Below are 24,712 nucleotides of genomic sequence, written 5' to 3' on the forward strand. Positions count from 1 at the left end.
CCCATCGAGCCTGCGCCCGGTCATTTCTCGAACGCGTCGTAAATCAGCTTCTTGACGTTCACCTGCACATGCTGGCGGGCCGACGGCGCGTTTTCCAGCACGACAAAGAACATGTCCTGGGCGCGGTCGATGACGAGGTAGGCGCCGGTGGCGCCGTCCCATTTGATTTCGCCGAGCGAGCCCGGTGGCGGCGGCACGGCATTGCCGGGATTGGTGCGGACACCAAAACCGTAGCCAAACCCAAAGCCGTCGCCAGGGTAATAAAAGTAATTGCGTTCGACGCCCGAGCCCGGGCCGATATGGTCAGTCGTCATCGCCGCAAACGTAGCGGGACTGAGATAGGTCCTGCCGTCGAGCGTGCCGCCATTGAGGAGCATTTGCCCGTAGCGCGCGAGATCGGCAACCGTCGAGACCAATCCGCCGCCGCCGGATTCCCATCGCGTAACATCGAGCGAAGTCCGCTCAACATGCTGATCCTTGCGCAGCGGCCGGGCATAGCGGCTCCGCTCAGCCGGATCGGTCAAAAAGAATTTGGTCGTCGTCATCCCCAGGGGATCGAACAGTTCCGTCTTTTCGAACTGGTACAGCGACTGCCCGGAAACGACCTCGATCACGCGGCCGAGCACGTCGATCGAATGCCCGTAATCCCACAGCGTGCGCGGCTGCTCCGCCAGCGGCAGTTTGGCGATCCGCTCGGCAAATTCGGCATTGTCGAAGTCGCCGAGATAAATGCCGTCATACGCCGCCTTCACCGGCCCTCGCGGCCCGTAGAAGCCATAAGTGATCCCCGATGTATGCAGCAGCAGGTCCTCGATCGTGACCGGCCGGCGCAATGGCGCGAGATCGAGCACGGCCTTGCCGGACTCATCCTTGCGCTCGACGCCGACCTTCATGCCGGCGAAAGAGGGAATGTACCTGGCGACGGGATCGTCGAGTTTGATCTTGCCGCGATCGATCAGCATCATCGCGGCAAAACTAGTGACCGTTTTGGTGAGCGAATGCAGCGGAAAGATCGTATCCCTCGGCATATCGATTCCGGCATCGACATCGCGCTTGCCGAACCATTTGAAATAGACCGGCTTGCCGTGGCGCTGGATCAGAACGATAGCGCCTGGAATTTCCCCTTGTGCGACCTGGTCGTTGAGAAACGCGTCGATCCGTGAGAGCTTTTCCACCGACAACGTGGCATTCGGCGGCGGACCGAATGCCACGACGGGAAGCAAGGCGCCCAGCCAGGCCAGCGCGACGACCACTGCCAGCAGCGACGCATGATGACTTGATGACACCGGCTTGTGCGTAGGCATGCGCGATTTTCCCCATTCCAGGTTACGACCTTATTAGATCGACAAGCATCGATCCAGATGGCGACCATCTTCTCGATCGGATACACTCCGACAATCGTTCAAATTGAAAACGTTCAGAGGAGAACGACCATGAAACCCCGGATGAACTACTACCAGGCCGCCCCTGACACCATCAAAGCGCTCGTCGCGCTGGAGGCCCAGATCGTCGCGTCCGGCCTCGAAAAATCGCTGATCGAACTGGTAAAGACGCGTGCCTCGCAGATCAACGGCTGCGCTTATTGCATCAACATGCACACCCAGGACGCCCGCAAGCTGGGCGAGACCGAGCAGCGGCTGTATCTGTTGAACGCCTGGCACGAGTCGCCGCTGTACACCGACCGCGAACGCGCCGCCTTGGCATGGACCGAGGCATTGACGCTGATCGCCGAAACCCACGCGCCCGACGATCTCTACGCAGACGTGCGCGCCCACTTCTCGGAGACGGAGACGGTCAATCTGACCATGCTGATCGGGGCCATCAATGCCTGGAACAGGCTTGCGATCGCCTTTCGCGCGGTACACCCGGTGAAGGCCAAGGCCGCGGTGGCTTAAGTGACCGCGCAGCGCATCAGCGTCCTCACTCGTCATGCGCGGGCTTGACCCGCGCATCCATCAAACAAGAAAATCTTTGAAGCGCGATGGATTGCCGGGTCAAGCCCGGCAATGACGCTGCGAGAACTATCGCACTACACCGCCGTCGCCTTGGCGAACTCGACATAGATCTCGCGCAGGCGGTTGGTCATCGGGCCGGGCTTGCCGTCGGCGACCTTCTTGCCGTCGATCGATACCACGCCTTGCACGAAAACGCTCGCGCTGGTGACGAAGGCTTCCTTGGCGGCCAGCGCCTCCTCGACGGAAAACGCCCGCTCCTCGACGCGAAGCTGGCGCTCTTCGGCCAGAGCAACCACCGCCTTGCGGGTGCAGCCGGGCAGGATCGCGCTGCCGTTCTGCCGCGTCACGATCACGTCGTCCTGGGTCAGGATGAAGCACGACGACGAGCCGCCTTCGGTCACCTTGCCATCCTCGATCATCCAGGCCTCGCCGGCGCCGGCCACCGCCGCCGCCTGCTTGGCCAGCACCTGCGCCAGCAGCGCCACGCTCTTGATGTCGCGCCGCGCCCAGCGCAGATCGGGCACCGTGATCACGTTGATGCCGGTCTTGGCTGACGGCGCATTGATGATGTCCTTGGTCGAGGTGAACATGATCAGCGTCGGCTTGACGTCGCCCTTGGGAAACGCAAAGTCGCGCCCGGTATCGGCGCCGCGGGTCACTTCCAGATAGACCATGCCGTTGACGAGATTGTTGCGCGCGATCAGCTCCTTCTGGATCTCCTGGATGCGTGCGGTTGTCTCCGGCAACGCCAGCTCGATCTCGCCGACCGAGCGCTCCAGCCGCGCCAGATGCGAGGCATTGTCGATCAGCTTGCCGTCGAGCACGGCCGCGACTTCATAGATGCCGTCGGCGAACAGGAATCCGCGGTCGAGGATCGAGACCTTCGCCTCTGAAAGGGGCACGAATGAACCGTTGACGTAAGCGATCTGTTCCAAAGTAGAGTCTCCTGGAGGTAGCGAAGCCGGTGGCGGCATTCCTATACGTTAGGTGTCAACGCGGACAAAGCTTCCGGCGGTCACTTCCGGGGCGCTCGAAGAGGCGAACCCGGAATGACGGGAAACTAATGCGAGAGAATCTTCGACAAGAACTGCTGCGCGCGCTCGCTGCGCGGACTGCCGAAGAAATCGGTCTTCAGCGCATCCTCGACGATCTCGCCCTTGTCCATGAAGATCACGCGATTGGCGACCTTGCTGGCAAAACCCATTTCGTGGGTGACGACCATCATGGTCATGCCCTCATGGGCCAGATCGACCATGACGTCGAGCACCTCGCTGATCATTTCGGGATCGAGCGCCGAAGTCGGCTCATCGAACAGCATCGCGATCGGGTCCATGGCGAGAGCCCGTGCAATCGCCACGCGCTGCTGCTGGCCGCCGGACAGTTCGGCCGGGTATTTGTTTGCCTGCACCGTCAGCCCGACGCGCTCGAGCAGCTTGTGACCCTTGGCCATGGCTTCGTCGTGCGAGCGCCCCAGCACCTTCTCCTGCGCCAGGCACAGATTCTCGATGATCCGCAGATGCGGAAACAGCTCGAAGTGCTGGAACACCATGCCGACGCGGGCGCGCAGCTTCGGCAAATCTGTCTTGGGATCGTTGACCTTGATGCCGTCGAGGATGATCTGGCCCTCCTGAAACGGCTCCAGCGCGTTGACACATTTGATCAGCGTCGACTTTCCAGAACCCGACGGACCGCACACCACCACCACCTCGCCCTTGGCGACGCTGGTGGTGCAGTCCTTCAGCACCTGGAAACTCGGCCCGTACCATTTATTGACGTGGCTGATTTCGATCATGGGTTCTCACCGAACAATAGCAATGCGCGCCTGCAGGCGCCGGACGCCATAGGACGCGACACAGGAAATCACGAAATAAACCAACGCCGCGAACAGGTACATCTCGACTAGGCGCCCGTCACGCTGGGCTACTTTGCTGGCGGCGCCGAGGAAGTCCGGGATCGACAGCACGTAGACCAGCGAAGTGTCCTGGAACAGCACGATGGTCTGCGTCAACAGCACCGGCAGCATGTTGCGGAACGCCTGCGGCAGCACAATGTAGCGCATGGACTGGGCGTAGGTCAGGCCGAGCGCGCTTGCCGCCGCCGGTTGTCCCCTCGAGATCGACTGGATTCCGGCGCGCATGATTTCGGAGAAATACGCCGCCTCGAACATGATGAAGGTGACGAGGGATGAGGTGAACGCGCCGACGCGGATCGGCCGCGACGCGCCCGTCAGCCACTGACCGATATAGGGCACCAGGAAATAGAACCAGAAGATCACCAGCACCAGCGGCAGCGAGCGCATGAAGTCGACATAGAGCCCGGCGATACGGCCGAGCAGCTTGTAGCTCGACAGCCGCATCAGCGCGATCAGCGTGCCGAAGACTAGGCCGCCCAGCGCCGACAACCCGGTCAGCATCAGCGTAAAGCTCATGCCGTCGAGGAAAAGATACGGCAGCGAGCGGCGGATGACGTCGAAATCGAGATTGTCGAACATCGTCATTTCCCCGTGATGTAGCCGGGGATCGCCAGGCTGCGTTCGAGGAAGCGCATGCCGGTGACGACGATGATGTTGATCGCCAGATACATCACGGTCGCGGCGGTGAAGGCCTCGAACACCTGGAACGAGAATTCCTGCATCGCCCGCGCCTGGCCGGTCAACTCGATCAGGCCGATGGTGATCGCGACCGAGGTATTCTTGATGGTGTTGAGGAATTCGGACGTGAGCGGCGGCAGGATGATGCGGAACGCGATCGGCAGGAGCACGTAGCGATAGCCTTGCCCGGTCGTCAGCCCGAGCGCGGTCGCGGCCTGCTTCTGCCCGCGCGGCAGCGAGGCGATCCCTGCGGCGAGCTGTACGGCGACGCGCGCCGACATGAACAGGCCGACCCCGATCGCCGCCGTCCAGAACGGCGCGTTGGGAAGCTGCTTCATCCACAGCCCCGCAGCGCGCGGCAACAGTTCGGGCAGCACGAAGAACCAGAGGAACAGCTGCACCAACAGCGGCATGTTGCGGAAGAATTCGACGTAGCCAAAGCCGATCCAGGATGCCGTCTTCGACGGCAGCGAGCGCAAGATGCCGATGATCGTGCCGAAGATCAGCGCAATGACCCAGGCCAGCAGCGCCGTCTTGATGGTCAGCAGCAATCCCGCCACCAGCATGTCGAGATAGGTGCCGGCCCCGGTCGGGTTCGGCTCGAAGAAGATGTGCCAGTTCCAGTTATAGTTCACGCTGCACCCTGCCCAAAAGTGCCGGTAAGGCCCCTGGTCACTAACGCTTATGTATCACTAACGCTTATGCGTCACTATGCTTATGCAAAAGTCCGGCCATTCTCCGCTTGAAAAATGGCCGGACCAGCTATTTGCCCCTCACCCTGCATAACGGCTTCGCCGTTATTGCTGGAGGCGCCGCGCCGCGCATAGCGCGGCGCCTCACGATGAGGTCTACCCTTACCTAGATGAGGTCTGCCCTTACTTATACGAATCCGGATCCGGCGAGTCCGACGGCTTGGCGAACTCGTTCTTGAGTTCGGAGCTGATCGGAACGTTGAGATTCAGGTTCTTGGGCGGAATCTTCTGCGTGAACCACTTGTCGTAGATCTTCTGGCCTTCGCCGCCGGTGTAGAGCGCCGCAGTGGCGGCATCGACCACCTTCTTGAAGGCGGGATCGTCCTTGCGCAGCATGATGCCGTAGGGCTCGGGCTTGGAGAACGCATCCTTGGAGATGACGTAGTCGGCCGGCGCTTTCGAGCCAGCGATCAGGCTCGCCAGCAGGATGTCGTCCATCACAAAGGCCACCGCGCGGTCGGTCTCGACCATCAGGAATGCCTCGGCGTGATCCTTGGCCGGGATGATGTTGATGTTGAGGTTGCGCGCACCGTTGGCTTCGGTGAGCTGCTTGATGTTGGTGGTGCCGGCGGTGGAGACCACCGACTTGCCCTTGAGGTCGTCGATCGAATTGATCTTGCTTGCCTTCTTGGTGACGTAGCGGCTCGCAGTCAGGAAGTGGGTGTTGGTGTAGGAAATCTGCTTCTGGCGCTCGGCATTGTTGGTGGTCGAGCCGCATTCGAGATCGATGGTGCCGTTGGCGAGCAGCGGGATGCGGGTCGACGACGTCACCGGATTGAGCTTGACCTCGAGCTTGTCGAGCTTGAGCTCCTTCTTCACGGCATCGACGATCTTGTAGCAGATGTCCATGGCGTAGCCGATCGGCTTCTGGTTGTCGTCAAGATAAGAGAACGGAATGGACGAGTCGCGGAAGCCGAGCGTGATGGCGCCCGTGTCCTTGATGTTCTTCAGCGTCCCGGTGAGTTCCTGCGCCATTGCCGGGGTGGTGCACAACGCACCCGCGAGCAGGCAGCCGATAATCTGACGGTGTTTCACGTAACTTCTCCCTCAAAAGGTTTCAGATGATTGCTCATCAACCCTAACTCAGCAACTTGCCGGGCCGTTTGGCCGGCGGTCTCGAACCTGTCTTCGCAAGACCGCCCCCGGCGTGCCCGGCACTATGCCTGCACAATTCGGACCAAAACAGATTTAGCGCCCGTTGACCATCATGCATTCGACCCCTGAATGCGACTAAAGACAAAGGCAACGCCCATTTGTCGCCGCCGATCGGGGTCAGCCGCTTCCGGCCCGACGCCGCCACGGTGCCCTCCGTTAACCAAGCCACGCCACGGCCGCTCAGCGCCATCCCGCAGAGGACGTCGGACATGTCACTTTCGATCACCCGTACGCCGAAAATGGGCGCATTCTCCAAAATGAGATCGACCAGGCGGGCGAGATAGACGCCGGGCGAATACATCAAAAGGGGGACCGGATGCGACGCCCGCCCGGGCAGCGCCGCGCCGCCCTTGGCCACCAGCGCTTCGCTGGCATAGGGCCGCAGGAATTCTGTGCCGAGCGTCACACGCTCGTAAAGATCCGGATCGAGATGGATCGGCTGCTGGGCGTGGTGGTAGCAGATCATCAGGTCCACATTGTCTGACACCAGCGAGGTGACGAGATCGTGGATGTTGCCCACCACCACCGAGCAGCTCAGCCGCCGCTCCTGTGACCAGGCCTGCCACCAATGCGGCAATCGCGCGGTCGCCATCGCAAACGGCAGGGCGATGCGGATATGTTCGTTGCGGCGAAGCGGCTTGCCGCCAAGCTCGAGACGGCTGTCGAGCATCTGCCGCAGCAACTCGCCGGCATGTTCGCGGAAACGCTCGCCTTGCGGCGTGAGCTGCGTCGGGTAGACGCTGCGGTCGATCAGGTCGAAGCCGAGCCAGGCCTCCAGCGACTTGATGCGGCGGCTGAACGCCGCCTGAGACGTATTTCGTTTCTCGGCGGCGCGTGTAAAATTGCCGGTCTCGGCCACCATCAGGAAATCCTGAAGCCAGCGAAGCTCCATCACGCTCCCCGCTTTGATGCGGGCCGCGCCCGCCGCGCGGCCGCAAAGGCCGCCTCGGGGCAGCGCAAGGCCGCGGACGCCAACCGGCGCCGGTTCTCGATACGAAATGTGAAGCCCCATGCCGGCAAACGTAGCGGATTGGCCGGCAGGCCGGCCAATGCAAGCTTTGCATCGCCACACCGTGCCGTCATCAGTGCGACAATCCCGATCATTCCTCGCCCAGTCATACAAACCGGTCCGCGTTCACCCATGAGGTCGCGCCTTCATTAGCCTGCCACGTCGCGAGCAGGTTATGCAAATTTTGCATCATGCAGACCTGGCATCAATGGCGGCGTCCCGGGCCTTGATTTGGCGAGCGACACCCTTCGCCCGATCGGTTCTTGCGCGTTTCGATCGGACGATCACTGACGGCCGATATGATCGATCGCAAGCCGGAGGCCAGCAAAGCAGGCGCGTTTGCCCTGCCGCCGCGGCATAATTCCGTATCTCGGGAGGCCGCGCCAGACCAATTTGTCGCATGTCACATTTCCACCCGATTGCGACCGCCTCGGCGGTGTTCGCCGCGGTCAATACGCTTTTCTTCTCTGGCGATTTCGGGGAAGATCGAACCCAGAAAAAGAAGATAAGCGCGCCTCCCCACAAAAGAGGCCGCAAGGGAGTGTTCGATATGTCCAGAGCTCGCCGTCTGACGATCGCTGTCGCTGCCGTCGGCATGCTGATTTCAGCAGCCGCCGGCGCGCAGGAATATCCCACCAAGCCGATCACGCTGATCGTCCCCTGGCCGGCAGGCGGCTCGACCGACATCTCGATGCGCGCGATCGCCGAAAGCGCGTCCAAGGTGCTCGGACAGCCGATCGCCATCGACAACAAGGCCGGCGGCAGCGGCACCGTCGGCCCTGCCACCATGGCGGCAGGCGCCAGGTCCGACGGCTACACCATCGCCCAAATCCCGATCACCGTGTTCCGCCTGCCCTTGATGCAGGAAGTCTCCTGGAATCCGGACAAGGACTTCACCTATATCGTCCACCTCACCGGCTACACGTTCGGCGTCACCACCAGCGCCGAGTCGCCGTTCAAGACCTGGAAGGACGTCGTCGACTACGCCAAGCAGAACCCCGGCAAGGTGACCTATGCCACCCCGGGCGCCGGCACGTCGCTGCATATCGGCATGGAGCAGATCGCCGGCATGGCGGGAATCAAGCTGACGCAGGTGCCCTTCAAGGGTGGCGCGGAAACCAATGCCGCAGTGCTCGGCCAGCACACCATGCTGCAGGCGGACTCGACCGGCTGGCGGCCGCTGGTCGACGCCGGCAAGCTGCGGCTTCTGATGGTGTGGACCTCGGCTCGCTCGCCGAACTATCCCGATGTGCCGACGCTGAAGGAACTCGGCTACCCCATGGTCTATGACTCCCCGTTCGGCATCGCCGGCCCCAAGGGGATGGACCCGAAGATCGTCGCCAAGCTGCACGACGCCTTCAAGAAGGCGCTGGACGATCCGGCCGTGATTGCCACGCTTGCCAAATTCGACATGGTGCCCAGTTACAAGAGCACCGAGGACTACAAGAAGTTCGTCGTCGAGGTCACCGAGTCCGAGCGCAAGGTGGTCGACAAGCTCGGGCTGGCGAAGAAGACGAACTAGCCGTGTCCCGGACGCGGTGCAGCCTAGGCGATGCGAAGCATCGTCCGGCTTCACGCTGCTCCGCTGAGCCGGGACCCACTGCGCCCGCAAACACATGGGCCCCGGCTCAGCAGCGCACCACCATAGCGCGTCAAGACGCGCGTAAACGCGCTAATGGTGCTGCGCAGCGTCCGGGGAACGGCTGAGAGAAAGTATAAATGAGTGATCAATCCAACGTCAAATTCCGCCTCAACAATTCCGAGCTGTGGGGCGGGCTGATCGGGCTTGCGCTCGGCGGCTTCGTGATCTGGTCCGGCCTCAAGCTCAAGCTCGGCAGCATCAACGACCCCGGCGCCGGGTTCGTGCTGTTCTATACCGGCATCCTGATGTGCCTGTTCGCCGCCTCGGTCATCATCGCCGCATTGACCGAGGGCGGGCCGACCTTCGGCTCGCGCTGGGTGAACACGCGCTGGACCAAGCCGCTGCTGGTGATCGTCTGCCTCATCGCCTTTTCCTTCGCCCTTAACCCGCTCGGCTTTCTGCTGTCCTCGATTCCGCTGATGCTGCTGCTGTTGCGCGTGGTCGACCCGGTGCGCTGGCCGCTGGCCGTTCCGGTTGCCGTGCTCGTTCCGCTAGGCATGTGGTGGGTCCTCAAACGCCTGCTTCTGATCCAACTGCCTTCGGGCATCTTCGAAATCGGCTGATCGCACCATGGACACACTCATCAATGTCGCCCATGGCTTCGGCGTCGCCCTTCAACCCGCCAACCTGATCTACTGCTTCATCGGCGTGTTCATCGGCACGCTGGTCGGCGTGCTGCCCGGCATCGGCCCGATCTCGGCGATGTCGCTGCTATTGCCGATCACGCTGTCGGGAACGCCGGAGTCAGGCATCATCATGATGGCCGGAATCTATTACGGCTCGATGTATGGCGGCTCGACCACCTCGATCCTGGTCAACATTCCCGGCGAAGCCGCTTCCGTCGTCACCTGTATCGATGGCCACCAGATGGCCAAGCAGGGCCGCGCGGGACCAGCGCTCGGCATCTCCGCATTCGGTTCGTTCTTCGCCGGCACCTTTGCGCTGATCGCGCTGATGCTGGTGGCGCCCAAGCTCGCCAGCGTCGCAATCGCCTTCGGTCCGGCCGAATATTTCAGCCTGATGGTGCTCGGCCTCGTGGTTCTTACCTTCCTGACGCAGGGCTCGATGGCGAAAGCACTGTTGATGGCCTGCATCGGCGTCGTGCTCGGCGTGATCGGGCTCGACAGCATCACCGCGCAACCGCGCCTGACCTTCGGCCGCCTGGAGCTGATCGACGGCATCGGCCTCGTTCCCGTGGTCATGGGCCTGTTCGGCGTCGCCGAAGTCCTGTTCAACACCGAGCAGGTCATCAAGCGCGACGTCATCAACACGAAGATCACGCACCTCCTTCCAAGCAGGGAGGACTGGAAAGCCAGTGCCGGCCCGATGACGCGCGGAACGGTCCTTGGATTTTTCCTCGGCATTCTGCCCGGCGGCGGCGCGGTGATCTCGTCGTTCGCGTCCTACGCGTTGGAGAAGCGGCTGTCCAAGACGCCGGAGCGCTTCGGCAATGGCGCGATCGAGGGTGTTGCAGGTCCCGAAGCCGCCAACAACGCCGCCGCCGGCGGAGCCTTCATTCCGCTGATGACATTAGGCATTCCGCCGAACGTGGTGATGGCGCTGTTGCTCGGCGCCTTCGTCATTCACGGGCTGCAGCCCGGTCCGCTGATGATCACGCAGAACCCCGGCCTGTTCTGGGGCATCGTCGCCAGCATGTATATCGGCAATCTGATGCTGCTCGTGCTGAATCTGCCGATGATCGGCATGTGGGTGCAGCTCCTCAAATTGCCCTACAACATCCTGTTCCCGCTGATCATCCTGTTCACCATCATCGGCGTCTATTGCTCGAGCAATAACGTGTTCGACGTCTATGTGATGATCGCATTCGGCATTATCGGCTATTTCATGCGCAAGCTCGGCTACGAACCGGCGCCGCTGGTTCTGGCCTTCGTGCTCGGGCCGATGCTGGAGAACAACCTGCGCAAGTCGCTTATTCTCTCGCAGGGCGATCTGATGACCTTCGTCGAGCGGCCGATCTCGGCCGCCTGTCTCGCATTGGCGGCCGTACTGCTGATCGGCCCGCTGCTGCCGGCACTGCGCAAGAAGCGCGAACTGGTCGCGCTCGACGAAGGGGCATAAACTGACGCTGAATTACTCCCTCTCCCCGTCCTTCACGGGGTCGAGACGAGCGAAGCTCGCTCTTAGAGGGTTGGGGTGAGGGGCTGCCTCCGCGATTGTGATCTATCGATAGACCTGTACCCCCTCACCCGGAGCGCTTCGCGCTCCGACCTCTCCCCGCAAGCGGGGCGAGGTGAGATCCAAGCCGGTCTTCCGCCTAGCCAATATCTAGAACGCCCGCTTCATCTCGCCGAGGTCCCAGAACACCCCCGCCATGATGGCGAGCGCTTCCTCGGTCACCGGCAGAAGAATGTGTTCGTCCGGCGCATGCTGCGAGCAGCCGGGATAGGAATGCGGCACCCAGATCGTCGGCAGGCCCAGTCCTTCAGCGAACACGTCGTTGGGCAGCGAGCCGCCGAAATTCGGCAGGATCGCCGGCGCCTTGCCGGTGGTCTTCAGGATTGAGTTCGCCGTCCAGTTCACCCAGGGGCTGTCGACATCGGTGCGCGAGGCCGCGAAGCGCTGCGCGCCGCTGACCTCCACCATCGGAAAGCCGTTGCCATGCAAATGCGCGCGCACAGCGTCGATGACCTCTTCATATTTGGTGCCGACGACGAAACGGAGCTGCAGCACGGCATTGGCGCGACCGGGAATGGCGTTGGCCGGCTTCTCGATATTGCCGGACGACATCGCCAAAACTTCCAGCGTATTCCAGGCAAACAGCCGCTCGGCCGGCGACAATCCCTCCTCGCCCCAGTCGGCCGCCAGCGCCGGCTCATCGGCAGTCGGCTCGATCTTCACGTCCGCGAGCGCCGCGCGGACGGCGTTCGAGATCCGCGGCGGCTTGAGCGCGTCGAGCTTCATCCGCCCCTTGCCGTCAACGAGGCTCGCGATGGCGTTGCAAAGGATCGTCGCGGGGTTGGCGAGCACGCCGCCCCAATTGCCGGAATGGTTTCCGCCCTCGCGCAAGTTGACGTCGAGGTGAATGCGGTTGCCGCCGCGGCAGCCGAGGAAAATGGTCGGCCGATCGGCCGACAACCGCGGCCCGTCGGATGCCAGGAACAGATCCGCCTTCAGCTCCTCGCGGTGGGCTTCGCACACCTGCCGCAGATCGGGCGAGCCGATCTCCTCGCCGGTTTCGATGATGAATTTGGCGTTGAACCCGAGCTTGCCGCCGCGGGTCTCGCGCACCGCGCGCAAGGCCGCGAGATTGATGCTGTGCTGGCCCTTGTTGTCGGCGGTGCCGCGGCCATAGACGCGCTCGCCCTTGGTCGTGGACCTGCCACGGATCGAGGTTGTCGCGCCATTCGCCTTCCATGCCGTCGACGACATCGCCATGGCCGTAGGTGAGCACGGTCGGCAGCGAGGCATCCTCGCGATAATCGGCCAGCAGATACGGACCCTTGCCGCTCGGCGATTCGATCAGGCGGGTGGAGAAGTCGAGGGCGGCGAAGGCGGGCTGGAGGTCATCGACGAGATAGGCGCGCAACGCCTCGCCGCTGCCGGGGTTCTGGCTTTCGGTCCGATAACCGACCCTGCGGCCGAGCTCGGCGAGAAACGCGCCGGAATTCAGATGCTCACGTACCCGCGCAATCGCGTCGGCCCTATCAGCCATATTTTTCTTTCCCTTGTTCACTAATGTGTGGAACGCAACCTATCGGGATAAGCCGCCCGCTGGAAGTGGCATGGACTGCCGAATGGGCCTTGCTAAAAATCGCGAGGATGCAACAATTTCAGGCAACAGCCCGGCGTTTAACCGGGCGGACGCGCAGGGGGACCTTGGACCCTGCACGCACCGAGGTTCGCGTCATGACAAAACAAATCCGGCTCAATGCCTTCGCCATGAACTGTGTGGCACATCAATCGCCGGGGCTCTGGACCCATCCGCGCGACCGCACCTTAGGCTACAACCGCCTGCCCTATTGGCTCGATCTGGCGAAGACGCTGGAGCGCGGCCGGTTCGACGGGCTGTTTCTCGCCGATGTGCTCGGCGTCTACGACGTGTTCGGCAACAGCCCGGACGCCGCACTGCGCAATGCCGCGCAGACGCCGGCGAACGAGCCCTTGATGCTGATCCCGGCGATGGCGGCGGTGACGCAAAACCTCGGCTTCGGCGTCACCAGCAATCTGTCCTTCGAGCCGCCCTACCCGTTTGCGCGCAGAATGTCGACGCTGGATCACCTGACCGAAGGCCGGATCGGCTGGAACGTGGTGACCGGCTATCTCGACTCTGCCGCCCGCGGCGCCGGCAAGGACAAGCAGACCGCGCATGACGACCGCTACGAGATCGCGGATGAATATATGGAGCTGGCCTACAAGCTCTGGGAAGGAAGCTGGGAGGACGATGCCGTGCTGCGCGACCGCGCGCGCGGCATTTTCGCCGATCCTTCCAAGGTGCACCGCATTGAGCACGAGGGCGCCAACTACCGGCTCAACGCCATTCATCTCAGCGAGCCGTCGCCGCAGCGGACGCCGGTGCTGTATCAGGCCGGCACCTCGCCGCGCGGACGGCAATTTGCCGCCCAGCACGCCGAATGCGTGTTCATGTCGGGCCCGTCGGCCAAGATCATCGGCCCGCGCGTGGCGGCGATCCGCGCGGCTGCGAAGGAGATCGGACGCAATCCGGCCGAGATCCTGATGTTCTCCATGATGACGATCATTCTCGGCCGCACCGAGGCCGAGGCGAAAGAAAAATACGCCGACTATCGCTGCCACATCGCGCCCGAGGGCGCGCTGGCGCTGATGTCGGGCTGGATGGGTATCGATTTCTCGGGCTACGACCTCGACCAGCAAGTGCGCCACGTTCAGAACGACGCCGGGCGCACCGCGCTCGACAACGTCACGCGAGCGGATCCTGATAGGGTCTGGACCGTGCGCGAGGTCGTCGAGCATGTCGGCATCGGCGGCGCCGGCCCCGTCGTGGTCGGCCCGCCGGAGAAGGTCGCCGACGATATCGAAGCCTGGTTCGAGCAGACCGATGTCGATGGCCTCAACGTCGCGTTTGCCACCTCGCCGGGCGATTTCGAGGATATCGCCGACATGCTGGTGCCGGAGCTGACAAAGCGTGGACGCTACAAGAGCGCGTATGCGGAAGGAACGCTGCGGGAGAAGCTGTTTGGTGCCGGGCGCGCGCGGTTAACGGAGCAGCATCCGGCGGCGAGGTATCGCGTGAAGCCACGCGCTGCGGCGGCGAAGTAACTTGTAGGGTGGGCAAAGGTGCACTTCGCGCCGTGCCCACCACCTATCCACATCGCTAATCTGAATGGTGGGCACGCTTCGCTTTGCCCACCCTACGATTTCGCAATGACGATCAATTCACCGAATTGCTCACGACAACCTCGATCAGCTTCGCGCCAGGACGGCTGAAGGCGGATGACAATACGGACTTCAACTGCGAAGGATCGGTGACCCGCGTCGCCTCCAACCCCAGCGACTTCGCCATTCCCGTAAAATCCACCGGCGGGTCGATGAAATCCATGCCGACATAGTGATCGTCGCCGTGGAAGGCGAGCAGCCGCTGCTTGATGATGCGGTAGCCGCCATTGTTGACGATCACGAATGTCAGCGGCAGCTTGTGGTTGGCCGCCGTCCATAGCGACTGGATCGAATACATCGAACTGCCGTCGCCGGAGTAACACACGACCGACCGCTCCGGATTGGCGAGACTGACACCGACGGACGCCGGCAATCCCCAGCCAATGCCGCCCGAAGCGAGCGCGTGATAGCCGTAGCGGTCGCGATGCGGCCGCAACGCGATCATCTGCCGCGATGACGTCAGTCCCTCGTCGACCAGGATCGCGTTATCAGGCATCGCCTCGACCACCTGCAGCGCCAGCCAGTCCGGATCGATCGGCGAGGTTTTGCCCGCTTTCGAAATCTGTTCGACCAGCGGCTTGCGCCGGGCCGTCCAGTTCCTCGACGCCAGCGCGTCCAGTCCCTGTCTCGCCCGCGTCTCAAGCGCCCCGCCGCCCGCGGCCTTCAGCGCCGGCACCAGCGCGCGCAGGGTTTCCCGCACGTCGGCCTTGAGCGCGATCTCGACGCCGTAATTCCTGGCGAGATCGTGATCGACCAGGCCGACGTGCACGATCGACAGCCCGTCCGGCAGCGGATCGGTCTCGCTGTAGACCGACATCCGCAGCGGATCGCCGCCGAGCGCAATGATGAGGTCGTAAGGCGCGAGCGTGTCGCGGGCAATCTTCTGGATGCGCGCCAACGCGCCCATGAAGCACGGGCTTTCGGACAGGAAATGCGCGCCATAGGGTGTCGACGACTGATACGCCGGACAGCCCAGCGTTTCCGCAAGCTGCGCCGCTTCCCTCAATGCATCGCTTTTCACGATCTCGTCGCCGACGATGATCACGGGCCGCTCGGCCTTGAGGATGCGCGCGGTCAGCGCCTGCAGCGATTCGTCCGCCGGTTTGACGCGGGTATCGACGCGGGTCGAACGGCCGAGTTCGATGCCGGCCTCAGAATTGAGAATATCGCCCGGCAGAGAGATGAATACCGGCCCGGTCGGCGGCGTGGTCGCGATCTTGGCGGCGCGGCGCACGATGCGCGGCAGGTCTTCCAGCCGCGTCACCTCGACGGCCCATTTCACCAGCGGCGCCGCCATCTGCACCAGCGGGCCGTAGAGCACCGGCTCGGTCAGGCCGTGGCCCTGCTCCTGCTGGCCCGCGGTCAGGATCAGCGGCGTCCCCGTAAAGCTCGCGTTGTAGAGCGAGCCCATCGCGTTACCGAGGCCGGGCGCGACGTGGACGTTGCAGGCGACGAGCTTGCCCGAGGCGCGGCTGAAACCGTCGGCCATGGCGACGACCAGGCTTTCCTGCATCGCCATGACATAGGTGAGGTCCGGATGGTCCTTCAGCGCGTGCATGATCGGCAGCTCGGTGGTGCCGGGATTGCCGAACAGATGCGTGACGCCCTCGTCCTTCAGCAGTGCGAGGAATGCGGAGCGGCCGGTGATCTTGTTTTTCATATTTCCTCTCGCCCGCCGGTTCGTTGACTTGCGGGATGGAGGCAGATGATCAAACTTGGAGGGCGCGCGCAATGGAGGGAGGTCATGGCTGCACTGCGTCCGGGGCACGAAGTAGCAGCAACACTAGAACATCCCCTCGCTGTTGGTACGCTTCTTCTTTTTCGATCGCTGCCAGACCACGCCGGGATATCCCTTCAGCGGTACCAGCGGCTCACCGGTGTAGGCCCATTCCTGCAGTTCCTCGATCGCGATGTGATAGAGCGGTTGCCGCCCGGTGCGGCCCGAAAACAGCGCACGGGGGATGTTGACCATATGCGGCGAGCGTGGGCGCTCATAGGCGATCGGCGTGCCGCAATGCGAGCAGAAGCTGCGCACAGTCTTGGTGGCCTCGTCTTCATAACGTGCAAGGCTGGTCTTGCCTTTGGTGATGCGGAAGCGTTTGCGCCAACTTCCGACATAGGTCGCATACGCCGCGCCATGCGCGCGGCGGCTCGCCGGCGAATGATCGTGCCAGGCCCAGCGCGCCGGCACGTCGATCTCGAAGGTGACCTTGCCGCACAGGCATTGGCCGGCGGCGGGCTTGCCGAGGGATACGGCTTTGGTTTTCTTCTTCTCTAATTCCTCTTCCGGAAACATGTTTGGCCCTATCCTCACGTTTCGTCATTGCGAGGAGCAAAGCGACGAAGCAATCCATTCTTTCCCCGTGGACGGATGGATTGCTTCGCGGAGCCTGTCATCCGGCGGCGCTACGCGCCGACCGGGTGGCTCGCAATGACGGCGGTAACTCACGCCTGCTCCAGTTCGTTGTGTTCCGGATAATCCGTATAACCCGCCACGTCGCCGCCATAGAAGGTCGCGCGGTTATAGGGCGTCAGCGGAAAACCGCGTTGCAGGCGGCGCGGCAGGTCCGGATTGGAAATGAAGATGCGGCCGAACGCGACCGCGTCGGCATGGCCATCCCGGATCGCCGCATCCGCCGCTTCGCCGGTGAAGCCGCCGGCGGTGATCAGCACGCCCTTCCAGATCGGGCGGAACAGCACCATCGCCGACGGCACGTTCTGATGATTGACCTCGGCGCGGCCGGCGCCGGAGGAGCGCGGCTCAATGAAATGCAAATAGGCCAAGCCAAGCAGGCCGAGTTGTTCAACAGCATATGTGTAGAGCGGCATCGGGTCCGGCTCGCCGCTGCCATTGGCGACGCCGTAGGGCGACAGCCGCACGCCGACGCGATCGGCGCCCCACACGTCCACCACCGCCTGCGTCACTTCCATCAGGAAGCGCGTGCGGTTCGGAATCGAGCCGCCATATCGGTCGGTGCGCAGGTTCGTATGCGACTGCAGGAACTGCTCGATCAGATAGCCGTTGGCGCCGTGCACCTCGACGCCGTCGAAGCCGGCTGCAAGCGCATTCTTCGCCGCCTGCCGGTAGGCGTCAACAACGCCGGGAATTTCCGATGTCTCAAGGGCGCGCGGTGTCTCATAAGGCACCGCCTTGCCGTCCGCGGTCGCTGTTCTCAGGTCCGCGATCGGCACCGCCGACGGCGCAACCGGCAACACGCCATCAGGCTGGAACGAGGAATGCGAGACGCGTCCGACATGCCAGAGCTGCAGAAAAATGATTCCACCCCTGGCGTGAACGGCATCGACCACCTCGCGCCAGCCGGAAATCTGTTGCTCGGTATAGATACCGGGCACGCCGGGGCTGCCGAAGCCCGTTTCCATCACCGGCGAGGCTTCGGCGATCAGCAACCCGCCCGGCGTCGCGCGCTGCGCATAATATTCGGCGTTCAGCGGCCGCGGCGCGAGCGAGGGTTTTGCCGCCCGCATCCGCGTCAACGGCGCTAACGCGAGACGATGATTGAGCTGATAGGGGCCGACCTTGAGCGGCGAAAACAGCGATGGATAATTCATGTCTATTCCAGAACCCCGTGTTGATACGGATATGTAACCGCTTTAGCTTGTTCGTAAAAGGTTTGGGACGCAACGCGTAGCCTCCAAGCGAGTGAGCACATCTTCCATGCAAAAACCGAGCGGCAAGTCGCTTCCCTCACTCAGTGTTCGCATTGATATCGACGCAGGGGGGCGTATCGGTCCTGGCAAGATCGAGTTGCTCGAAACGATCCACCGAAGCGGCTCGATCTCGGCCGCCGGCCGTGCGATGGATATGTCCTACAAGCGCGCCTGGGATCTGGTCGATGAAACCAACCGAATCTGCCGCCAGGCCGCGGTGGAACGGCAAACCGGCGGCAAGAACGGCGGCGGCGCGGTGCTGACGCCGTTCGGCCTCTCGCTGGTCGCGCGCTACCGCAAGATCGAACGCAATGCCACAAGCGCGGCGCGCAAGGAATTGCAGGCATTGCGATCCGATATCGGCCGGGCGAAGAAACGCGCGGGCTGATAACAGGCGGAAAGTATGCGATAACTGGACGCGCTGAGGTCGCCCCTCCCTAAGCAGTCCAGGAAACTTTACATGCCCCATCCCGCCATGTCGCCGAACAATGTTGCCGTGATCACCGGAGGCGCGTCCGGCATCGGGCTTGCCGCCGCCACGCGTTTCACCGCCATCGGCATGAGGGTCTGCATCGCGGATATCGGGGCTGACCGGCTCGCCGAGGCGGCGGCCCAACTGGCGTCCGTCGCAAAGGGCGGCGCTGCCGATGTCATGACAGCCTCGGTCGACGTCAGCCGCTTCGACGACCTGGCTAACCTGGAAGCCGCAGTGCAAAAGCGGTTCGGCGGCACCGATATCCTGATGAACAATGCCGGCATCGGCCCCGACAGCAACAGTTTTGGCCCGCTGGAAAACTGGCAGCGCATTCTCGCGGTCAATTTGTGGGGCGTCATTCACGGTACGCAGGCGTTTGCCCCTCACATGGTCGAACGCGGGCGGCCCGGTCTCATCATCAACACCGGCTCCAAGCAGGGCATCACGACGCCGCCCGGCAATCCCGCCTACAACGTCTCGAAGGCCGGCGTGAAGGCACAGACGGAGGCGCTGCAACACGAGTTGCGCAACATACCGGGCTGCGGGATCACTGCCCATCTGATGATCCCCGGCCACGTCTTCACCGCGCTGACCGCGCGCGGCCGCACCGAGAAGCCGCCCGGCGCCTGGACGGCCGAGCAGACCGTCGACTTCATGATCGCGCGCATCGAGGCCGGGGATTTCTACATCCTGTGCCCCGACAATGATGTGCCGCGACCGCTCGACGAACGGCGCATGCTGTGGGCGGCCGGCGATATCGTGGAAAATCGTCCCGCGCTGTCGCGCTGGCATCCGGATTATGCGGAGGCGTTCGCGAGGTTTGTGAAGGGAACGTAGGGTGGGCAAAGGCGCACTTGCGCCGTGCCCACCATCACGCACTCCGCAAGGAATGGTGGGCACGCGGAGCCTGTCATCGGGCGCGCATTCGCGCGACCCGTTGGCTTTGCCCACCCTACAAACTACAATCGCGCATCCCTACAGCGTCACCTGCTTGTCGCCGCATTGCTTGCAGACGTATTTGACGCGGGTTGCTCCCTTTTCAGCCTGGACGCGGTTCGGCGCACCGCATTTGCCGCAAACTGCCTCGATCCTGGTGTTGCCCTGCTTGATGACGAGGGCCTTCTTTTCCATCGTCTCGCGGATCAGGCGCTCGGCTTCCTCACGCATCGCTTGCTTCGACATCGGCCTGCCCTGTCATGAACCGTTACGGCGGCGGTCTTATCACAGTCACGATGCATTTCGTAAGCCGGGCAAGAAAATTTGCGTGACGGAATGTCAGATGGTCTCCGGCGTCAGCGCCAGCAGGCGCCGCACCAGGGCCAACGCCGTTTCCGTGGCCGGATCGGCCGAAATCACGGGAACCGCAAGGGCGATGACGTCGATCGGGTCGTGCGACAGGACGATGAGATGCGTCGCGCTGTTGGCGGCCAGCAGTGACATCACGCGTTCGACGGCCGGATCGGACGATGACAGGCCCCACGGCGCGTCAGGGCGACGCAGCACCCGCACGCTCGACAGGAAATCGCGCAGCAGCGGCGGATCGTAGCTCAAGAGTTCACCCTCGCGATAGCGCCGGGCGCTTTCGAAGATCGGGTGACGCGCGAGTTCCGCGATCAGCGCGTCGCGGGTTCTGGCCGGCGACGCCGCGACGGAATTGAGAACGCCGGGCACCTGCGATTCGAAGTGGGCGCGCAGCGCGTCCACCATCAATCCGATGGTGAGAACGCCGGCGATCGCAATCGCGCAAAATCGCATGACCTGCGCCGCATCGACCTCCGGCGCGACAAACGCCGCGGCAATGCCGAGCAGCGCCGAACTCGACAGTCGCAACGCCGTCATCAGCAGCGCCTGACGCTGCGTCTCCGCGCCACGTTCCGCGATCAGGATCGCGGTGACGACGAGCAGTGCCCCCAATGCCCCGAGCCTGACCGGGATATCCGGCATCAGCACCCGGAAATCGGTGACGATGAAGGGAATGACGAGGACGGCGCCGACGGCGAGGCGCCCGATGCTGCGATTCTCGGACGCCATCAGCGTGGTCCGGTCGCGCGTCGCCAGCAGCCAAGCGCAGATTGCAAAGCCGCCAAGCTGGAACAGCACAAGCAGGATGGCAAAGGGCGCGGCAAAACGCTCCGACCCCACCGCGCCGGCGAGACCGAGCGCGATGCCGCCGGCCAGAATGACGATCTTGGCCGGGCGCGGGGCATGACGCCGCAGCATCCCTTCGGTGACGATCAAGGCGCCCAGCGGGATCAGCGCGGCCGGGATCATCGACAGGTTGTCGAGCGCCCCGCTGCCGCTCCACCACGCCACGCCACGCACCAGGAACAGCAACGCGATGATGCCAAGCGCAACCAGCAGGCGCCGGGTCAGCGGGCTCCTGGGATCACGCCGGTAGAGCGTGGCCATGGCGACGCCAAGGCCAATCGCGCCGCACAGGTTGACGATGGAATCGGCGATCATTCCCGGCGTCATGGGCCGCTCCCATTACCGGATGTCCTCGGCCGCAAGATGCCGAAGGGCCGCGTATCGTCCATCCAGTGAACGGCGGGAAGCACGAGCCGCTGCAGGGCCAGCGCGGTGCCGGTCGCAAGCAGCGCCGGCAGTGAGCCGGAGGGCACTTCGCTCAGGAGATAGCGACGCGCGCCCGCAAGATCGATGCGGCCGAGCTGCAGCACGTCGTCACCCCTGGCGTAGTCCAGCTCACGGGCGCAAAACGCGTTGTATTGCTCGTCGCGATGTTTTGGTGCGGCTTCGAAGGTTTTCTTGAGCGCGTCCGATCCGCCGGTATAGGCATTGGTGATGACGAATCTGGCTTCATCGAAGCCGGCTTCCTCACCCACGCCGAACACGGCGCGGTGACGCGACATGATGCCGCGCGCCAGTTGCAGATGGGCAAAGCTCTGGCGCGCGTCCGGATGTGGCGACGGAAAGACATCCGAGAAGGTCTGGCTGACCATGCCGACCACTGATGGCACCTGGGTGACGTTCGAAACCCATTTCGGACGCAGCCCGTCGCGGACAAAGAGAACCAGCGCCGTCAGGCCATAGAGAACCCAGGACAGCCCGCGCCCGCGCTCGTCGGGATCGACCATGACGAGGCCGAGATGGGTGACTTCGGCCGGTTCGCCATCGAGTTCGACATCCATCACCGACAGCGCATTGAAGGCGATCGGCCGCCCGGTCGCCTCCTCGGAGATCAGCGTGACGATGGCACGTGCCAGTCGTTCGCGGTCGCCGGAGAAAATGCCATAGGTCAGGCTTTCCTCGGGCAGCGTTTTGGCGGCCACGACGCGCAATTGCGCGACCAGGTCGCCGAGTTCGGCTTCCGAAAGCGACAGGCCGGGGGTTTCGACAATGCGCGTGATCAACCCGGAATGGGTGCGAATGGTGAGATCGATGGTCGGCTGGCGCAGCGCCTTCAGCCAGAAGACGCCATAGCCGCCAAGACTTGCGGCCGCGGAGCGGATCTGCCCCAAGGTCTGCCCAAAGGCATGACGGATCGCCGAATTGCCGCTCAAGAAAGACGCCATGCCGCTTGCCCGCACTCGGTCCGGATTTGTGCGCCGAGCCCGTTAAGGAGCCATGAGTGCGAGACGTTACTGTGGCAGGAGGGTAAACGATGTGTTGGTGACGTCAAACATTCTGCAAGGCAGGCAAACGGCGAATACCGAAGCATCCGCCGCCTGTCTTCGCCACGACCTCGCCACAGGTTACGAGACCTTGGAAATGATGAAGCCTTGAAAATTAAGAGCCCTTGGAAACTTCCATCAGCAGCCGTTCGGTCTTGGCGTCCTCGATGCGGTTCACAAAGCGGCTGCTCTCATGCACGTCACGCACGGTCTTGGTCAGGGTGACGCAAGACTGAATAAGCATCACGATGCCCATCGCAAGATAGCCCTTGATCCAGAGGTCGACGGGGAGAAAGTAGACGCCGATCGCGACCAGGAAGGCCGAGGCGCCGAACGAACCGTAGGTGAAGGTGACCCAGGCGTTGCTGTGATGCTGGATATTCTGATTCATGGCGCCGTCCTGCAAATGAGATTATGCGATGAAATATCAGTCTCAGACAGGCTGCGTTTCGCGAAGCCGCGCCGCAACCTGATCCGCCCGGCACTTGTGCGCCCGCGCCGGTTAAGGAGCTGTGAGCCGATCAGCCTTAGGTTGTGACAGGGTAAACGATACATTGAGCGGCGACGCCAAATGAATCATGACAGGGAACCGCGGCTCCGGCCATGGCGTCCATGAACACGAGCGCTTTCTTCATCGAAGTCAGACCTTCTGCAATCGTCAGTTGACCGGCACCGTCAAAGTGACCAAGCGAACGGCGGATGCTGAGACATCCGCCGTCCTCGCTCGCTAGCGCCGCGCGTCACAGGTTACGCGGCCCGCACATCGCTTCGTCACGCGCAGAGCGGTTCAATCGAATGCCGTTGCCGGTTGCCATTATCGTTCGACAACAGCGAGCACATGCCCATCGGCAGCAGCAGGAACAGGCCGGCGCAGAGTGCGCCGTTCATGACCTCCGGCGGCACCGTCGGCGAAAACATGATCGCGAACAGGGCGAGAATCAGGCCGATGGCAATCGTCATGCCGAAGGCTGCGGTCAGGGATGCCCTCAAGAGCGTCGGCAAACCCCGTGCAAGATACCCGTCCATGAGCCCGGCGATCGACGATACAGGCAAGGTGAGCAGAAAGGCCGTTATTGCGCATACACCAATGAAGCTATCGTCGATCCGACCCGCGATGGCAGCAGCAACCATCCACACCGCGAGCGCAACCAGCGAAGGTCCCAGCAGAAGAAACACCACGGGTCGTTTCATTGAAGTCGATCCTTCCTTGAGACTTCCGACGCAAAGCCGGATTGCAGCGATTTCTCGATCATGCCTGGCCGCCGAACGGACGGCGAATGCCGAAACATCCGCCGCCCGCCTCGCCAGCACCGCGTCACAGGTTACGCGGGCTTGGAAATCAGGCAGCCTTGGAAATCAGGCAGCCTTGGAAACTTCCATCAGCAGCCGTTCGGCCTTGGCATCTTCGATGCGGTTCACCATCTTGCCGCTCTCGTGCATGTCGCGCACGGTCTTGGTCAGGGTGACGCAGGACTGAACGAGCATGACGATGCCCATCGCGAGGTAGCCCTTGATCCAGAGATCGAGCGGCAGGAAGAACACGCCGACGGCGACCATGAAGGCCGATGCGGAAAACGAAGCGTAAGTGAAGGTAACCCAGGCACTGCTGTGGGGTTGGACGTTCTGGTTCATGACAATCTCCTGTTGATATGGGTTAAATCGATCAAATTCAGTTTCAGGCAGCCTGCGTGCGTTTGGCGTTCAGCCGCGCGAGTACGTCGTCCGCGGTTGATTTCAGCCGAGGGCCAAAGCCCTGTTCGGCGAGCTTCTCGGCGGTCGCCAGCGGACCGCTCGCGGCATCGAGTTCGATCAGGGCGTCAGAAGCGGCCTGGGCCTCGATCTGGCGTTCACGCAGCCGCTTCAGCGTGTTCTCCGCTTCCGGCAGCGTGGATTCGTAGGGACGCGCGGCTTCGATGCCGCCCCGGCGAAGCGCACGAACCGCTTCCGACGCACGGGCGATGCGACGGCCACGATCAAGCTCGGTGATCCGGGCTTCGGCATTGGCGACCTGCCGCTTCATGCGCGTGATTTCAGACGCGAACAGGGTTCGCGCAGTCATCGCGGCATCGCGGTCGGCCTCGAGATTGGCAATCGCCTGTGCCGCTTCGCGGGCGAGATCTTCCCGGCCGCCATCGAGCGCTGCGGTGGCGCGGACTTCGAGATCGGCGATCCGGGCGTTGGTGGCGTCGAGACGGCGGCCTTCCTGCTGGTCGCCTGCGATCGCCAGCGCCAGCGTGCGCTTGGAACGTTCGACGGCCGCGGCCGCGTCACGCATCTGCTGGTCGAGAATGAGAAGTGCCGAGCGGTCTTCCAGTTCTTCTCCCGCGGCAGCCACGCTGCCCCGGAAGAGCGTCAAAACAGTTTTGAACATTGGTAACTCCCTGTGTTATGAGCACCGCTCATGATTCAGTTGTAGCACCAACATGAGCATTGCTCAAGAACTATTTTGAGCATCGCTCA

General features: G+C 62.9%; 24 protein-coding genes and 1 pseudogene. 7 read left to right on the forward strand and 18 right to left on the reverse strand.

Annotated elements, in window-relative coordinates:
• Positions 1–20: 20 nt before the first annotated feature.
• The gene (locus V1286_RS28930) at positions 21–1,304 is read right to left on the reverse strand and encodes a serine hydrolase domain-containing protein (RefSeq protein WP_334485396.1); all 1,284 of its coding nucleotides are present in this window, start codon (positions 1,302–1,304) and stop codon (positions 21–23) included.
• Positions 1,305–1,433: 129 nt separating this feature from the next.
• On the opposite strand from V1286_RS28930, the gene V1286_RS28935 reads away from it, so the two are divergent.
• Positions 1,434–1,895 carry a carboxymuconolactone decarboxylase family protein gene (locus V1286_RS28935; RefSeq protein ID WP_108519885.1) on the forward strand — a complete coding sequence of 154 codons (462 nt, stop codon included), beginning with the start codon at positions 1,434–1,436 and terminating at the stop codon, positions 1,893–1,895.
• Positions 1,896–2,029: 134 nt separating this feature from the next.
• Here V1286_RS28935 and V1286_RS28940 read toward each other — a convergent pair whose 3' ends face one another.
• The 6 genes from V1286_RS28940 to V1286_RS28965 form a co-directional block, all read right to left on the reverse strand.
• A complete protein-coding gene (locus tag V1286_RS28940; RefSeq protein WP_334485400.1) occupies positions 2,030–2,890 on the reverse strand; it encodes a D-amino-acid transaminase in 861 nt (286 codons plus the stop codon).
• Between the two features lie 125 nt (positions 2,891–3,015).
• A complete protein-coding gene (locus V1286_RS28945) occupies positions 3,016–3,747 on the reverse strand; it encodes an amino acid ABC transporter ATP-binding protein (RefSeq protein ID WP_334485402.1) in 732 nt (243 codons plus the stop codon).
• A gap of 6 nt (positions 3,748–3,753) precedes the next feature.
• Entirely contained in the window at positions 3,754–4,446 is a 693-nt protein-coding gene (locus tag V1286_RS28950) for an amino acid ABC transporter permease (protein WP_334485404.1), read from the reverse strand.
• Between the two features lie 2 nt (positions 4,447–4,448).
• Entirely contained in the window at positions 4,449–5,180 is a 732-nt protein-coding gene (locus tag V1286_RS28955; protein WP_334485406.1) for an amino acid ABC transporter permease, read from the reverse strand.
• A 240-nt stretch (positions 5,181–5,420) separates the two neighbouring features.
• A complete protein-coding gene (locus V1286_RS28960) occupies positions 5,421–6,272 on the reverse strand; it encodes an amino acid ABC transporter substrate-binding protein (RefSeq protein WP_334489977.1) in 852 nt (283 codons plus the stop codon).
• Between the two features lie 103 nt (positions 6,273–6,375).
• Positions 6,376–7,344 carry a LysR family transcriptional regulator gene (locus V1286_RS28965; protein ID WP_334485409.1) on the reverse strand — a complete coding sequence of 323 codons (969 nt, stop codon included), beginning with the start codon at positions 7,342–7,344 and terminating at the stop codon, positions 6,376–6,378.
• 667 nt (positions 7,345–8,011) lie between these two features.
• On the opposite strand from V1286_RS28965, the gene V1286_RS28970 reads away from it, so the two are divergent.
• The 3 genes from V1286_RS28970 (at position 8,012) to V1286_RS28980 (ending at position 11,182) form a co-directional block, all read left to right on the forward strand.
• Positions 8,012–8,983, forward strand: coding sequence for a Bug family tripartite tricarboxylate transporter substrate binding protein (locus V1286_RS28970; protein ID WP_334485411.1), 972 nt, complete (start codon positions 8,012–8,014; stop codon positions 8,981–8,983).
• 197 nt (positions 8,984–9,180) lie between these two features.
• Entirely contained in the window at positions 9,181–9,666 is a 486-nt protein-coding gene (locus V1286_RS28975) for a tripartite tricarboxylate transporter TctB family protein (protein ID WP_334485413.1), read from the forward strand.
• Between the two features lie 7 nt (positions 9,667–9,673).
• A complete protein-coding gene (locus V1286_RS28980) occupies positions 9,674–11,182 on the forward strand; it encodes a tripartite tricarboxylate transporter permease (protein ID WP_334485415.1) in 1,509 nt (502 codons plus the stop codon).
• 207 nt (positions 11,183–11,389) lie between these two features.
• On the opposite strand, the pseudogene V1286_RS28985 reads toward V1286_RS28980, so the two are convergent.
• Positions 11,390–12,776 (reverse strand): annotated as a pseudogene (locus tag V1286_RS28985) (M20 family metallopeptidase).
• A 194-nt stretch (positions 12,777–12,970) separates the two neighbouring features.
• On the opposite strand from V1286_RS28985, the gene V1286_RS28990 reads away from it, so the two are divergent.
• Positions 12,971–14,359 (forward strand): LLM class flavin-dependent oxidoreductase, encoded by a 1,389-nt coding sequence (locus tag V1286_RS28990; RefSeq protein WP_334485417.1) that lies wholly within the window; start codon positions 12,971–12,973, stop codon positions 14,357–14,359.
• Positions 14,360–14,471: 112 nt separating this feature from the next.
• Here V1286_RS28990 and V1286_RS28995 read toward each other — a convergent pair whose 3' ends face one another.
• From V1286_RS28995 to V1286_RS29005, 3 genes are all read right to left on the reverse strand, one after another.
• Positions 14,472–16,136, reverse strand: a complete 1,665-nt coding sequence (locus V1286_RS28995; protein WP_334485419.1) for a thiamine pyrophosphate-binding protein — start codon at positions 16,134–16,136, stop codon at positions 14,472–14,474.
• 123 nt (positions 16,137–16,259) lie between these two features.
• A complete protein-coding gene (locus V1286_RS29000; RefSeq protein ID WP_334485421.1) occupies positions 16,260–16,772 on the reverse strand; it encodes a GFA family protein in 513 nt (170 codons plus the stop codon).
• 149 nt (positions 16,773–16,921) lie between these two features.
• On the reverse strand, positions 16,922–18,046 hold the full coding sequence (locus V1286_RS29005; protein WP_334485422.1) for an alkene reductase: 1,125 nt from the start codon (positions 18,044–18,046) through the stop codon (positions 16,922–16,924).
• A 106-nt stretch (positions 18,047–18,152) separates the two neighbouring features.
• Here V1286_RS29005 and V1286_RS29010 point away from each other — a divergent pair, with 106 nt between their 5' ends.
• Both V1286_RS29010 and V1286_RS29015 read left to right on the forward strand, forming a co-directional pair.
• Positions 18,153–18,533 (forward strand): winged helix-turn-helix domain-containing protein, encoded by a 381-nt coding sequence (locus V1286_RS29010; RefSeq protein ID WP_334485424.1) that lies wholly within the window; start codon positions 18,153–18,155, stop codon positions 18,531–18,533.
• Positions 18,534–18,605: 72 nt separating this feature from the next.
• On the forward strand, positions 18,606–19,457 hold the full coding sequence (locus V1286_RS29015) for an SDR family NAD(P)-dependent oxidoreductase (RefSeq protein WP_334485426.1): 852 nt from the start codon (positions 18,606–18,608) through the stop codon (positions 19,455–19,457).
• Positions 19,458–19,595: 138 nt separating this feature from the next.
• Here V1286_RS29015 and V1286_RS29020 read toward each other — a convergent pair whose 3' ends face one another.
• The 7 genes from V1286_RS29020 to V1286_RS29050 all read right to left on the reverse strand — a co-directional run bounded on the left by V1286_RS29020 (position 19,596) and on the right by V1286_RS29050 (position 24,623).
• Positions 19,596–19,802 carry a hypothetical protein gene (locus tag V1286_RS29020; protein ID WP_028350436.1) on the reverse strand — a complete coding sequence of 69 codons (207 nt, stop codon included), beginning with the start codon at positions 19,800–19,802 and terminating at the stop codon, positions 19,596–19,598.
• 93 nt (positions 19,803–19,895) lie between these two features.
• Positions 19,896–21,095, reverse strand: a complete 1,200-nt coding sequence (locus tag V1286_RS29025) for a hypothetical protein (protein ID WP_334485428.1) — start codon at positions 21,093–21,095, stop codon at positions 19,896–19,898.
• Positions 21,092–22,153, reverse strand: a complete 1,062-nt coding sequence (locus tag V1286_RS29030) for a hypothetical protein (RefSeq protein ID WP_334485430.1) — start codon at positions 22,151–22,153, stop codon at positions 21,092–21,094. Before V1286_RS29030 ends, V1286_RS29025 begins: the two co-directional genes overlap by 4 nt.
• A 214-nt stretch (positions 22,154–22,367) precedes the next feature.
• Positions 22,368–22,643 carry a YiaA/YiaB family inner membrane protein gene (locus V1286_RS29035; RefSeq protein ID WP_334485432.1) on the reverse strand — a complete coding sequence of 92 codons (276 nt, stop codon included), beginning with the start codon at positions 22,641–22,643 and terminating at the stop codon, positions 22,368–22,370.
• A 380-nt stretch (positions 22,644–23,023) separates the two neighbouring features.
• Complete coding sequence (locus V1286_RS29040) at positions 23,024–23,443, reverse strand: hypothetical protein (RefSeq protein ID WP_334485434.1); 420 nt, start codon at positions 23,441–23,443, stop codon at positions 23,024–23,026.
• A 165-nt stretch (positions 23,444–23,608) separates the two neighbouring features.
• Entirely contained in the window at positions 23,609–23,884 is a 276-nt protein-coding gene (locus V1286_RS29045; protein WP_334485436.1) for a YiaA/YiaB family inner membrane protein, read from the reverse strand.
• 43 nt (positions 23,885–23,927) lie between these two features.
• Positions 23,928–24,623, reverse strand: coding sequence for a PspA/IM30 family protein (locus tag V1286_RS29050; RefSeq protein ID WP_108519867.1), 696 nt, complete (start codon positions 24,621–24,623; stop codon positions 23,928–23,930).
• Positions 24,624–24,712: the final 89 nt, after the last annotated feature.

The organism is Bradyrhizobium algeriense, from assembly GCF_036924595.1.
GTDB classification, from domain to species: domain Bacteria; phylum Pseudomonadota; class Alphaproteobacteria; order Rhizobiales; family Xanthobacteraceae; genus Bradyrhizobium; species Bradyrhizobium algeriense.

What these genes read in the sequence shown, in the direction of transcription:
- V1286_RS28930 (WP_334485396.1), bottom strand. Translation starts at nt 1,304, where the DNA reads ATGCCTACGCACAAGCCGGTGTCATCAAGTCATCATGCGTCGCTGCTG.
- V1286_RS28935 (WP_108519885.1), top strand. Translation starts at nt 1,434, where the DNA reads ATGAAACCCCGGATGAACTACTACCAGGCCGCCCCTGACACCATCAAA.
- V1286_RS28945 (WP_334485402.1), bottom strand. Translation starts at nt 3,747, where the DNA reads ATGATCGAAATCAGCCACGTCAATAAATGGTACGGGCCGAGTTTCCAG.
- V1286_RS28950 (WP_334485404.1), bottom strand. Translation starts at nt 4,446, where the DNA reads ATGTTCGACAATCTCGATTTCGACGTCATCCGCCGCTCGCTGCCGTAT.
- V1286_RS28960 (WP_334489977.1), bottom strand. Translation starts at nt 6,272, where the DNA reads ATGGCGCAGGAACTCACCGGGACGCTGAAGAACATCAAGGACACGGGC.
- V1286_RS28965 (WP_334485409.1), bottom strand. Translation starts at nt 7,344, where the DNA reads ATGGAGCTTCGCTGGCTTCAGGATTTCCTGATGGTGGCCGAGACCGGC.
- V1286_RS28970 (WP_334485411.1), top strand. Translation starts at nt 8,012, where the DNA reads ATGTCCAGAGCTCGCCGTCTGACGATCGCTGTCGCTGCCGTCGGCATG.
- V1286_RS28975 (WP_334485413.1), top strand. Translation starts at nt 9,181, where the DNA reads ATGAGTGATCAATCCAACGTCAAATTCCGCCTCAACAATTCCGAGCTG.
- V1286_RS28980 (WP_334485415.1), top strand. Translation starts at nt 9,674, where the DNA reads ATGGACACACTCATCAATGTCGCCCATGGCTTCGGCGTCGCCCTTCAA.
- V1286_RS28990 (WP_334485417.1), top strand. Translation starts at nt 12,971, where the DNA reads ATGACAAAACAAATCCGGCTCAATGCCTTCGCCATGAACTGTGTGGCA.
- V1286_RS28995 (WP_334485419.1), bottom strand. Translation starts at nt 16,136, where the DNA reads ATGAAAAACAAGATCACCGGCCGCTCCGCATTCCTCGCACTGCTGAAG.
- V1286_RS29000 (WP_334485421.1), bottom strand. Translation starts at nt 16,772, where the DNA reads ATGTTTCCGGAAGAGGAATTAGAGAAGAAGAAAACCAAAGCCGTATCC.
- V1286_RS29005 (WP_334485422.1), bottom strand. Translation starts at nt 18,046, where the DNA reads ATGAATTATCCATCGCTGTTTTCGCCGCTCAAGGTCGGCCCCTATCAG.
- V1286_RS29010 (WP_334485424.1), top strand. Translation starts at nt 18,153, where the DNA reads ATGCAAAAACCGAGCGGCAAGTCGCTTCCCTCACTCAGTGTTCGCATT.
- V1286_RS29015 (WP_334485426.1), top strand. Translation starts at nt 18,606, where the DNA reads ATGCCCCATCCCGCCATGTCGCCGAACAATGTTGCCGTGATCACCGGA.
- V1286_RS29020 (WP_028350436.1), bottom strand. Translation starts at nt 19,802, where the DNA reads ATGTCGAAGCAAGCGATGCGTGAGGAAGCCGAGCGCCTGATCCGCGAG.
- V1286_RS29025 (WP_334485428.1), bottom strand. Translation starts at nt 21,095, where the DNA reads ATGACGCCGGGAATGATCGCCGATTCCATCGTCAACCTGTGCGGCGCG.
- V1286_RS29030 (WP_334485430.1), bottom strand. Translation starts at nt 22,153, where the DNA reads ATGGCGTCTTTCTTGAGCGGCAATTCGGCGATCCGTCATGCCTTTGGG.
- V1286_RS29035 (WP_334485432.1), bottom strand. Translation starts at nt 22,643, where the DNA reads ATGAATCAGAATATCCAGCATCACAGCAACGCCTGGGTCACCTTCACC.
- V1286_RS29040 (WP_334485434.1), bottom strand. Translation starts at nt 23,443, where the DNA reads ATGAAACGACCCGTGGTGTTTCTTCTGCTGGGACCTTCGCTGGTTGCG.
- V1286_RS29045 (WP_334485436.1), bottom strand. Translation starts at nt 23,884, where the DNA reads ATGAACCAGAACGTCCAACCCCACAGCAGTGCCTGGGTTACCTTCACT.
- V1286_RS29050 (WP_108519867.1), bottom strand. Translation starts at nt 24,623, where the DNA reads ATGTTCAAAACTGTTTTGACGCTCTTCCGGGGCAGCGTGGCTGCCGCG.